This is a genomic window from Bacteroides nordii (genome assembly GCF_019930665.1).
In the GTDB taxonomy this organism is placed as follows: Bacteria; Bacteroidota; Bacteroidia; order Bacteroidales; family Bacteroidaceae; genus Bacteroides; species Bacteroides nordii.
In genome coordinates this window covers 5293556-5305853 of record NZ_CP082886.1, presented here as the reverse complement: position 1 = coordinate 5305853, position 12298 = coordinate 5293556, and the positions used below count along the sequence as shown (strand labels likewise).

Below are 12298 nucleotides of genomic sequence, written 5' to 3'. Positions count from 1 at the left end.
TATGAAAACTACAATCAATTGCTTTATCCCTTTTGCAAATGCAGCGCAAGCTGAAAAAACAGTTCTGAGCTTACAAAGCTCCGATCTGATAAAGAAAATCTATCTGCTCACAACAGAAACGACAGCCACTCCCCTTCCGGGTTGTGACATATTAACCGTATCTGCACTTAACTCCAGTGCAGCAATGCGCGCTGTTGCTGCACACTCCGATGCGGACTATACCCTGCTTTATACCAAATATACAACACTGTCACCAGGTATGTTCGCCTTCGAACGTATGATCCATATTGCCGAAGACAGCAACGCAGGTATGGTGTATGCCGATCATTATCAGGTGGCGGAAGGTGTTCAAAAGAATGCACCGGTAATAGATTATCAGCCGGGAAGCCTCCGTGATGATTTCAACTTCGGTTCGGTGTTACTATACAAAGCCAGTGCATTGAAAGAAGCAGTGAGTCGTATGAAAGCTGATTATCAGTTTGCCGGACTGTATGATCTACGCTTGAAATTGTCACAAAAAGAAGCACTGGTTCACATTAACGAATACCTGTACTCCGAAGTGGAAAACGATACCCGCAAAAGTGGTGAAAAAATATTCGACTATGTAGACCCTAAAAACCGGGGACTACAAATAGAGATGGAACAAGCCTGCACAGAACATCTGAAAGAGATAGGTGGCTATCTGGCTCCCGAATTCAAAAAAATCGAATTCAGTGCCGGTAATTTTGAATATGAAGCTTCTGTCATTATCCCGGTACGCAACCGTATCCGTACGATTAAAGATGCCATACGATCGGTATTAAATCAAAAAACAGATTTCAAATTCAACCTCATCATCATCGACAATCACTCTACCGACGGAACGACAGATGCTATTCGTGAATTTACCTCCGACGAGCACCTCATCCACATCGTCCCCGAACGGAATGATTTGGGTATAGGCGGTTGCTGGAATTTGGGTGTACATCATGAGAAATGTGGCAAGTTTGCCGTACAACTGGACAGCGACGATGTGTATAAAGATGAAAATACCCTGACAACAATGGTGCAGGCATTCTATGAACAGAATTGTGCAATGGTGGTAGGTACATACATGATGACGGACTTCAATATGAATATGATCGCCCCGGGCATTATCGACCATAAAGAATGGACTCCCGAGAACGGACGTAACAATGCTTTACGCATCAACGGTTTAGGTGCTCCACGCGCATTCTATACCCCGGTATTACGCGAAATCAAAGTTCCTAACACCAGTTATGGGGAAGATTATGCCTTAGGATTGAACTTCTCCCGCCAATACCAGATAGGACGTGTGTACGATGTAGTCTATCTGTGTCGCCGTTGGGATGACAACTCGGATGCAGCACTGGATGTAGTGAAAATGAACGGGCACAATTTGTATAAAGACCGTATTCGTACCTGGGAATTACAAGCCCGTATAGCAATGAATCGTCGTCAAATGTAATAATAGGGATGGATACAAAATTAAAAATAGAAAAATTGTTCAGTGACCAGCTCTCTTCATGGGAGCTGGCAAAAAACAATTATACAGCTCTAAGCCGGGTCAAAGTAAAAGAACTGGATGTGAACGGTACGCACTATAAAGTACAGTTTAATCCTGCACGTATCGTTTCTTCGGCAGCTAAAGTGGATACAAAGTCTATACAGGAACGAAAATGCTTCCTTTGTCCCGCCAATCTGCCGGCTGTGCAAAGAGGGCTTCCGTTCAAAGAGAATTACCAAATACTGGTCAATCCGTTTCCTATCTTTCCGAAACATCTGACTGTACCGGCTTTAGAGCATGTAGACCAACGTATTAAAAATCGCTTTGGCGACATGCTGGACTTAGCAACTTATGCTCAGGACTATGTAGTTTTCTACAACGGTCCCAAATGCGGAGCATCCGCCCCCGACCATGTACACTTCCAGGCAGGAAACAAAGGTTTTCTCCCTCTTGAACAAGAGTGGAAAAACAAGAAGGCCGGCAAAATTGTGACTTACCAAACGGCTACACTATCTTATCTGAACGATGCCCCCCGTAATACATTGGTCCTGGAAGCAACCAACCGGGAAGATGCCATCATCCTATTCAATGTAGTATACAACGCCATGGAACAGAAACCGGGTGAGGAAGAGCCAATGATGAATCTGCTTACCTGGGTTGAAGGCGGACAATGGGTAGTCTGTATTTTCCCGCGTTCCAAACACCGTCCTTCCTGCTACACAGCCGAAGGAGATGCCAATATTCTTATCAGTCCGGCATCCGTAGATATGGGAGGAGTATTCATCACCCCACTGGAAAAAGATTTTGAGAAACTAACGGCAACGGATATTGCGGCAATCCTCGGAGAAGTCTGCCTCAGTACAGACGAATTTTACAAATTAAGACAACGCATAAAAGAACAGTTATGAAAGAGCCTAAAGTACATGTAGGTATCCTGTCCGGACAAAAGATAGAATTCACTCTGTTGAATACCTATCGCATGAACGGTGCAGAAGTAAGTGGGAAACAAACCGCTCTTTTCGATGATGGAAAAATCCTTTGGAGAAACCATCATTATGAAGAACTACTGTTTGAACCTCTGTACGAGGCTACAGACTCTTTCGAATTGCAGGATGTCACCATCGGTATCAATTTTCACTGGGAACGAAAAGAAAACCAACGTTTCCAGGGAGCCCTGAAAATTATCATAGAAAACAATACCCTCACCGGCATCAACCGCGTAAACGTAGAGGATTATTTAGTCAGTGTCATCTCCTCGGAAATGAGCGCCAACGCTTCTCTGGAATTACTGAAAGCACATGCAGTGATTTCACGCAGCTGGCTACTTAATAAATTGACAATTGACAGGGGACAATTGACAATGGACAGTAGACAATTGACAGGGGACAATGGACAATTGACAGTTACTATGCAGCATGATAGCGCAGCCAACTGTCAATTGTCAACTGTCAACTGTCAACTAATTAAGTGGTACGATCAGGAAGACCATACTCACTTTGATGTGTGTGCCGACGATCATTGCCAGCGTTATCAAGGAATCACCCGTGCATCTACCGAAATCGTGAAGGAAGCCATTCATACTACCCGCGGACAAGTGCTGACTTATAACGGACAAATTTGCGATGCCCGCTTCTCTAAATGCTGCGGAGGAGCATTCGAAGAGTTCCAATATTGCTGGGAAGATGTGAAACATCCTTATCTCGTCAAACAACGGGATAGTAAAACAACGGCTTTCCTACCCGATCTTCGTATGGAAACAGAAGCAGAAAAGTGGATACGAAGCTCTCCGGAAGCTTTCTGTAATACGACAGAAAATAAAATACTCAGCCAGGTGCTAAACAATTACGATCAGGAAACTACTGATTTTTATCGCTGGAAAGTAGAATACACGCAAGAGGAATTAGCGGCACTTATCTTCAAACGTTCCGGTATTGATTATGGACAGATAATCGACTTAATTCCTGTAGAACGCGGAACGTCTGCCCGGATCGTAAAACTTAAAATCATTGGTACAAAGAAAACAATGACCATTGGTAAGGAACTTGAAATCAGAAGGACATTGTCACCTTCTCATCTGTACAGTTCGGCATTTGTCATTGATAAAACAGATATAAAAGATACTATCCCGGGCAAATTCATTCTCACCGGTGCGGGCTGGGGGCATGGTGTAGGCCTTTGTCAGATTGGTGCCGCAGTAATGGGTGAACAGGGATATACTTATGACACAATTCTGCTACATTATTATATTGGAGCTGCTATTGAAAAACGATACTAAAACAATCATTATGAAAAATAAGAAACTATCACCGTGGGCATGGATACCGACACTTTATTTTGCACAAGGACTGCCTTATGTAGCCGTAATGACTATCTCAGTTATTATGTACAAAAAGTTAGGTATCTCTAATACAGATATTGCTCTATATACCAGTTGGCTATACCTTCCCTGGGTAATCAAACCTTTCTGGAGTCCCTTTATTGACTTATTAAAAACAAAACGTTGGTGGGTAGTGACCATGCAGCTTCTCGTAGGAGCCGGACTCGCCGGAATAGCCTTTACTATTCCCATGCCTAATTTCTTTCAGATAACTCTCGCTATATTCTGGTTAGTGGCTTTCAGCTCGGCAACACACGACATAGCCGCTGACGGATTTTATATGCTGGCTTTAAGTGTACGAGACCAGGCCATGTATGTCGGAATACGAAGCACTTTTTATCGCATTGCCACTATAGCGGGGCAAGGACTTCTGGTTGTACTGGCAGGAGAACTGGAAAAACGGACTTCCACTATAGCCATGGCATGGAGTATCACATTTTATATTCTTGCGGGATTATTTATTGCATTTTATTTGTATCACAGCTATATCCTTCCACATCCTTCCGCTGATAAACCGGCAGTAGGCAATGTCACGGCAAGTAATATATTCAAAGAGTTCTTTGCTACTTTTACTTCTTTCTTTAAAAAACCACAAGCAGGTGTTGCCATTCTCTTTATGTTATTCTACCGTTTGCCTGAAGCCCAATTAGTAAAACTCATCAATCCCTTTTTGCTGGACCCTATTGAAAAAGGAGGCTTAGGATTGAGCACGGCCGAAGTGGGTTGGGTATATGGTACTATCGGTATTATCGGACTTACCCTCGGAGGAATCATCGGAGGAATCTGTGCAGCCAAAGGAGGATTACAGAAATGGCTATGGCCCATGGCATGGAGCATCTCCCTGACTTGTATTACATTTGTCTATCTCGGATATTTCCAACCACAAGACCTTCTTACCATTAACATTTGTGTATTTATAGAGCAGTTTGGTTATGGATTTGGATTTACAGCCTATATGCTTTACCTGATTTATTATTCGGATGGCGAACACAAGACGGCACATTATGCCATTTGTACTGCTTTCATGGCACTGGGTATGATGTTACCGGGCATGATGGCCGGTTGGTTACAGGAACATATCGGTTACGAGAAATTCTTTATCTGGGTAATGATCTGTTGTGCAGCAACCATTGCTGTTTGCGCATTTATTAAGATTGACCCTAATTACGGTAAAAAAGAAGAAGTTGCAGAAACAGAAACCCCCGAAAAACAATAACGATTCGAAACAGAAAAACTTATGAACAAATTTCGATTTATTATTCTTAGCACTTGTTGCCTGCTGGCCCTCACCACACAGGCACAGAAAATCAAAATCAAGACGGGCATTGAAGTTCTGAAAGAACAGAACTTCAAATGCCTCGAAGGTAAACGTGTGGGACTGATCACCAATCCTACCGGTGTAGACAACCGGCTGAAATCTACGATTGACATTCTTCACGAAGCCCCCAACGTGAATCTGGTAGCATTATATGGCCCCGAACATGGTGTACGGGGCGATGTCCATGCCGGAGATAAAGTCGATAATTCAGCCGATTCCTCTACCGGATTGCCTGTCTATTCTCTTTATGGGAAAACACGCAAACCCACTCCGGAAATGCTGAAAGACATCGACGTACTTGTATACGACATACAGGATATCGGCTGCCGCTCTTTCACCTATATCAGCACTATGGGGGTAGCTATGGAAGCTGCTGCCGAAAATGGAAAGGAATTTATCGTACTTGACCGCCCCAATCCGGTAGGAGGGGAAAAAATTGAAGGTAACCTGGCAGAAGAGGGATACATTTCTTTTGTTAGTCAATTTAAGATTCCGTACCTTTACGGACTCACTTGTGGTGAGTTGGCCCTGATGCTGAACGGTGAAAAGATGTTAGGCAAACAGTGCAACCTGCACGTGGTGAAAATGAAAGGCTGGAAACGTAAAATGGATTATGTTCAAACAGGTTTACAATGGATTCCTTCCTCTCCGCACATCCCGCATCCGCACTCTGCCTTCTTCTATCCTGTATCGGGAATACTTGGAGAACTCGGTTATATGTCTATCGGAGTGGGCTATACTATTCCGTTTCAGATGTTTGCTGCTCCCTGGGTGAAAGCTGAAGAACTGGCAGATAATCTGAATAAGTTACAGTTGCCCGGAGTCATCTTCCGCCCGATACATCTTAAACCGTTCTATTCTGTAGGTAAAGGCGAACATCTGCAAGGTGTACAAGTTCATATCATGGACTATCGGAAAGCTGCGTTGAGTGAGATACAATTCCTTGTCATGCAGGAAGTAGCCACTCTCTATCCGGAACATGCTATATTTGACCATGCAGATAAAGGACGTTTTGACATGTTTGATAAAGTAAGTGGTTCAAACGAAATACGCGAACGGTTCAGTAAACGTAATCGCTGGGAAGATATCCGCGACTATTGGTATAAAGACGTGGATAGTTTCCGCCAACTGTCAAAGAAATATTATTTATACAAATAGAAATGAATAAAGGAAGTAAGCACTTGGCATTTTTGCAGGAGATTTCACAATTCATCCCGCAAGAAAGAATTTATACTGACGAACTTCGCCGGTTGGCATGGGGAACGGATGCAGGTTTTTATCGCCTCATTCCCCAAATTGTAATCCGCTCCGCCAATGAGCAGGAGGTTTCGGATTTATTATGTGCGGCAACCCGTCATCTGTTGCCGGTAACTTTCCGTGCAGCGGGGACCAGTTTATCAGGGCAAGCCATCAGTGACTCTATCCTTATAGTGGCAGGAAAACACTGGGAGAAATACAGTATTTCCTCCGACTACGAACAAATAACCCTCCAGCCCGGTATTATCGGACAACGTGTTAATGAACTGTTACAGCCCTTCGGACGTAAATTTGCCCCCGACCCGGCCTCTGTAAAAAGTGCCATGGTAGGCGGTATCGTAATGAACAATGCTTCGGGTATGAATTGTGGTACACATGCCAATAGTGACAAAATGTTATTGTCGGCACGTATTGTATTTGTGGACGGAACGATACTGGATACCGGCAGTGATATCAGTAAACAAGAGTTCCTGTTGAGACATGCCGGATTCATTACACAAATTCAGACACTACGCGACCTGATTCGTACAGATGAAGAGTTGAGCGCACGCATTCGTTACAAATACTCTATTAAAAACGTCACCGGATTAAATCTACTACCGTTCATCGCCTTCGATGACCCGTTTGATATTATCACACATTTAATGGTGGGTTCGGAAGGTACATTGGCTTTCCTCTCCGAGGTAACTATGAAAACGGAGTATGATTATCCTCACAAAGCCAGTGCAATGCTCTATTTCAGCGACATCAAAGAAGCATGCCGGGCGGTGGTGGCAATGAAGAAACTCACCAACGAAAAAGATGAATGGATTGTGAAAGGTGCCGAACTGCTTGATTGGAAATCTCTGGCATCCGTCAACGATTCGACTGGTGAGGGACTAACAGCTGTACTTACAGAAACTAAAGCACATAGCAAAGAAGAACTTGCTCAAAACATAACTGCCATAGAAGAGACTTTAGCATCCTTCAATACTTATATACCGGTTCGTTTTACAGACAAACCGGAAGAATACTCCAAATACTGGGCCATTCGTTCGGGGATCTTCCCCTCTGTGGGAGGAACCCGTCAACCGGGAACAACCTGCCTCATCGAGGACGTAGCCTTCCACATAGAAGACTTACCCGAGGCAACAGCTGAGTTACAGCAACTCATTGCACGCCATGGATATGATGACGCCTGTATTTACGGACATGCCCTCGAAGGTAACTATCATTTCATTATTAATCAGTCTTTCAGTACCGATGCCGAAGTAAAACGCTACGAAGAGCTAATGAATGATGTCAAAACATTAGTGGTGGATAAATACGACGGTTCACTAAAGGCCGAACACGGTACGGGACGTAATATGGCACCGTTCGTAAAATACGAATGGGGTGAGAAAGCCTATGAGATTATGAAAGCGGTAAAAGCGCTTTTCGATCCGCAAAATCTGTTAAACCCCGGTGTTATCTTTAATGATGACCCGCTGTGCCATATCAAAAACTTCAAGCCGCTACCACTCACGAATCCACATGTAGACAAATGCATCGAGTGTGGTTTTTGTGAAGTCAATTGCCTGACTTGTGGTTTTACCCTTTCTTCACGTCAACGCATTGTATTACGCCGTGAGATATCCAGGCTGAAACAAAACGGTAATGATCCCGAACGCCTCGCCACTCTACAAAAACAATACCGTTACCCCGGAAACCAGACTTGCGCCGGAGACGGCCTTTGTTCAATGTCCTGTCCCATGGGTATCAACACAGGCGACCTGACGCACGACATCCGTCAGGAAGAACTTCCGCAAAATAGTTTTGGCTATTCTGTAGGAAACTTTGCCGCCAATCATTTTGCCGGTATAAAAAGTTGCCTGCGTCCGATGTTAACCCTCGCAAATGCAGCCCATTCCGTATTAGGAACTTCTGCTATGACCACCCTCACCAAAGGAATGCACAATGTCTTGGGTATCCCACAATGGACTCCGGCTATGCCCAAAAGTTATAAGAGAAGGGAGAAGGGAGAGGGGAGAATGGAGAAGGAAAAAAACATGCAGGGTAACAGCACAGCCAATTTTCAATTTTCAACTTTCAACTTTCAATTAAATAAGGTTGTTTATTTTCCCAGTTGTATCAACCAGACAATGGGGTTACCCGGTAAATCACGTGAAAGCCAACCTCTCGTGGATAAGATGTTGTCTCTCCTGCAAAAAGCGGGTTACGAAGTTATCTTCCCAAAAGATATGGAGAAACTGTGTTGCGGTACGATTTGGGAAAGCAAAGGCATGCCGGATATTGCCGACCGCAAATCTGCAGAGCTGGAAGCTTCTTTATGGGAGGCTTCCGAAAATGGAAAATATCCGGTATTGTGCGACCAAAGCCCTTGCCTTCATCGTATGCGTGAAACCATAAAGAAAATGAAGCTATATGAACCAGCAGAATTCATCTATGTCTTTTTACGTGATAAACTGGAATTCACCCCCATCAATCGTCCGGTAGCAATTCACATCACCTGTTCTATGCGTAGAATGGGATTGGCAAACACCCTGCTTTCCCTGGCGCGGCTCTGTTCCACACAGGTCATCATACCCGAAGAGGTAGGTTGTTGCGGTTTTGCCGGAGACAAAGGTTTTACTCATCCGGAAGTCAACAGTTATGCTTTACGCAAGTTGCGTCCGCAATTGGAAAAAGCAGGAATACAAACCGGATATTCCAATAGTCGTACCTGCGAAATTGGCCTTACTACCAACACAGGTATTGCCTATGTGTCTATCGCCTATCTGGTAGACGAATGTACTAAAGCCCGTTAACCCCAAATATAAACTTAACACATAAAGCCATTAGAAATGAATAAAACAACCAGCAAACGTCTCTTAGCCCTCGACATATTAAGAGGTATCACCATAGCAGGAATGATTATGGTGAACAATCCCGGTTCGTGGTCATACGTCTACGCCCCGTTAGGACACGCTAAATGGAATGGTTTAACACCAACCGATCTTGTATTCCCTTTTTTCATGTTTATCATGGGAATATCTACTTACATTTCCCTGCGGAAGTATAACTTTGAATTCAGTCACTCAGCCGCCCTGAAGATTCTTAAACGTACCATTGTCATCTTTGCCATTGGTCTGGGCATCGCCTGGTTTTCTATGTTTTGCCGTACCTGGAATTCTCTTTCCGGTGAAGAAATCTCTTTTTTATCACGGCTTGGGCAATCAGTCTGGACTTTCGATCATATCCGTATTTTAGGAGTGATGCAACGCTTAGCACTGTGCTATGGCGCAACTGCTATCATCGCTTTAACAATGAAGCACAAATATATCCCCTATCTGATTGTAACTTTATTGGCAGGTTATTTTATCCTGCTTATCACTGGTAATGGGTTCGAATATAACGACACGAACATACTTTCCGTCGTTGACCGTGCTGTACTTGGTGAAGCACATATGTACAAGGATAACGGTATCGATCCCGAAGGACTGTTAAGTACTATCCCGGCCATTGCACACGTGCTGATAGGTTTCTGTGTTGGCAAATTGCTAATGGAAGTAAAGGACATCAACGAAAAACTCGAACGCTTGTTCCTTATCGGAACAATTCTTACTTTTTTAGGGTTCCTGCTCAGCTACGGCTGTCCGATCAATAAGAAAATATGGTCGCCTACCTTCGCCATTGTCACTTGTGGACTAGGCTCCAGTTTCCTGGCACTACTTATTTGGATTATCGATGTAAAAGGCTATAAATCGTGGAGCCGGTTCTTTGAATCGTTTGGCGTAAATCCACTCTTTATCTATGTACTGGCAGCTGTACTTTCTATTTTATTGGGGAACATACGAGTTACACTGGACGGAGCAACAACCAGCCTGCATGGTTACATTTATAGCGGTATTCTTCAGCCTCTATTGGGCGATTACCCCGGTTCATTAGCATTCGCCCTTCTATTTGTGATACTCAACTGGAGCATCGGTTACCTATTGTATAAGAAAAAAATATATATAAAGATATGATATTAATAGCAGATAGTGGTTCTACAAAGACCGATTGGTGCGTTGTAGGACAAGGACAACTCGTCCGACAGATAGTTACGAAAGGTATGAATCCTTTCTTTCAATCAGAGGAAGAAATAGGGAATGAGATAGCTACTGCACTACTCCCCCATCTGGAAACCAATGCGCTCGACGCTGTTTATTTTTATGGAGCAGGATGTGTACCGGACAAGGTGCCAATGATGCACAATGCACTCTCTCTCCATCTGAACGTCAAGAATGGCATTGAAGTCAATACGGATATGCTGGCTGTCACCCGTAGTTTGTGTGGACACAAACCGGGCATCGCCTGTATTTTAGGAACCGGTTCGAACTCCTGTTTCTATGACGGCGAAAAGATTGTGAACAATGTTTCCCCGTTAGGATTCATTTTGGGAGACGAAGGCAGTGGTGCTGTATTAGGAAAACTTCTGGTAGGCGACATTCTGAAAAACCAGATGACCCCGGAATTGAAAGAAAAGTTTATGAAAAAAAACGGCCTGACACCTCCCGAAATTATCGACCGCGTATATCGTCAGCCGTTCCCAAACCGTTTCCTGGCAAGCCTTTCTCCGTTTCTGGCAGAGAACATTCACGAGCCATCTGTGCATGCACTCGTTCTTGGCAGTTTCAAAGCTTTCCTGAAACGTAACGTGATGCAGTATGATTATCAGAATTATCCGGCACATTTTATCGGCTCCGTTGCCTACCATTATCAGGAGGTATTACACGAAGCCGCCCAAGAACTGGGAGTACAAATAGGAGTTATCGTCAAAAGCCCCATGCAAGGTCTGATGACATTTCATAATTCATAAATCATAATTTACCCAATGTTTATCAAAATATCAGAGCAACCTTCGCTCTACAACGATTTAGAGAAAAAGTCTGTCCGGGAAATACTGGAAGACATCAATACGGAAGACCAGAAAGTAGCCCTTGCCACACAAAAGGCCATTCCGCAAATAGAGAAACTGGTAAGCCAGATCGTGCCTCGCATGAAGCAGGGAGGACGTATATTCTATATGGGTGCCGGAACAAGCGGACGCCTGGGAGTACTTGACGCTTCGGAAATACCTCCAACTTTCGGTATGCCTCCCACATTGGTCATCGGGTTGATTGCCGGTGGGGACATAGCCCTTCGTAACCCTGTAGAGAATGCCGAAGATAATACAACCCGTGGCTGGGAAGAATTGATGGAACATAACATCAATGATAAAGACACGGTTATCGGTATTGCTGCGTCGGGTACCACTCCTTACGTCATCGGAGCCATGCATGCTGCGCGCGAACACGGGATTCTAACCGGATGCATCACCAGTAACCCCGATTCACCCATGGCAGCAGAAGCCGATGTTCCTATTGAGATGATTGTAGGGCCGGAATACGTGACAGGAAGTTCACGTATGAAATCGGGCACAGGACAAAAAATGATCCTGAACATGATCACTACCTCTGTAATGATCCAGCTGGGACGTGTGAAAGGTAACAAAATGGTTAACATGCAACTCAGCAATCAGAAATTAGTGGACCGTGGCACGCGTATGATCGTTGAAGAGCTTGGATTGGACTATGACCAGGCAAAAGCCCTGTTGCTGATGCATGGTTCGGTAAAAAAAGCCGTAGACGCTTACAAAGCGGGACAATAAATAAAACTCAGCTTACCACAAAGGCCACCAAGTTTCATAGAGTATTACTTTTATTTGATAAAACGCGGATTTATGCGCATTAACGCAGAATTAAAGACAATAATTCTTTCTTTTACATCTGTTTCTTTTTGCGAAAATCCGGATAAATCCGCGTTTCAATAATACCATACTTATCTTATCCAACTTTAT

9 protein-coding genes are annotated in these 12298 nt (G+C 44.0%); all 9 read left to right on the top strand.

Going from position 1 to position 12298, the window contains the following annotated elements:
• Window position 1: 1 nt before the first annotated feature.
• The 9 genes from K8P02_RS20395 to murQ are packed head-to-tail and all read left to right on the top strand — an operon-like array spanning window position 2 to window position 12109.
• Window positions 2-1468 (top strand): glycosyltransferase family 2 protein, encoded by a 1467-nt coding sequence (locus K8P02_RS20395; RefSeq protein ID WP_025868139.1) that lies wholly within the window; start codon window positions 2-4, stop codon window positions 1466-1468.
• A gap of 8 nt (window positions 1469-1476) precedes the next feature.
• Window positions 1477-2415: a DUF4922 domain-containing protein gene (locus K8P02_RS20390; RefSeq protein ID WP_025868138.1), complete on the top strand. Its 939-nt coding sequence runs from the start codon at window positions 1477-1479 to the stop codon at window positions 2413-2415.
• Window positions 2412-3782: a SpoIID/LytB domain-containing protein gene (locus tag K8P02_RS20385; protein WP_025868137.1), complete on the top strand. Its 1371-nt coding sequence runs from the start codon at window positions 2412-2414 to the stop codon at window positions 3780-3782. The genes K8P02_RS20390 and K8P02_RS20385 overlap by 4 nt, the downstream gene beginning before the upstream one ends.
• A 10-nt stretch (window positions 3783-3792) precedes the next feature.
• On the top strand, window positions 3793-5100 hold the full coding sequence (locus tag K8P02_RS20380) for an MFS transporter (protein ID WP_002558899.1): 1308 nt from the start codon (window positions 3793-3795) through the stop codon (window positions 5098-5100).
• Between the two features lie 21 nt (window positions 5101-5121).
• Entirely contained in the window at window positions 5122-6360 is a 1239-nt protein-coding gene (locus K8P02_RS20375) for an exo-beta-N-acetylmuramidase NamZ family protein (protein ID WP_195570584.1), read from the top strand.
• Between the two features lie 2 nt (window positions 6361-6362).
• A complete protein-coding gene (locus tag K8P02_RS20370) occupies window positions 6363-9245 on the top strand; it encodes an FAD-binding and (Fe-S)-binding domain-containing protein (protein WP_195570582.1) in 2883 nt (960 codons plus the stop codon).
• Window positions 9246-9281: 36 nt separating this feature from the next.
• The gene (locus tag K8P02_RS20365) at window positions 9282-10445 is read left to right on the top strand and encodes an acyltransferase family protein (RefSeq protein ID WP_007483603.1); all 1164 of its coding nucleotides are present in this window, start codon (window positions 9282-9284) and stop codon (window positions 10443-10445) included.
• A complete protein-coding gene (locus K8P02_RS20360) occupies window positions 10442-11278 on the top strand; it encodes an ATPase (protein WP_195349723.1) in 837 nt (278 codons plus the stop codon). Before K8P02_RS20365 ends, K8P02_RS20360 begins: the two co-directional genes overlap by 4 nt.
• 15 nt (window positions 11279-11293) lie before the next feature.
• Window positions 11294-12109 (top strand): N-acetylmuramic acid 6-phosphate etherase, encoded by an 816-nt coding sequence (murQ, locus tag K8P02_RS20355; RefSeq protein ID WP_025868136.1) that lies wholly within the window; start codon window positions 11294-11296, stop codon window positions 12107-12109.
• Window positions 12110-12298: the final 189 nt, after the last annotated feature.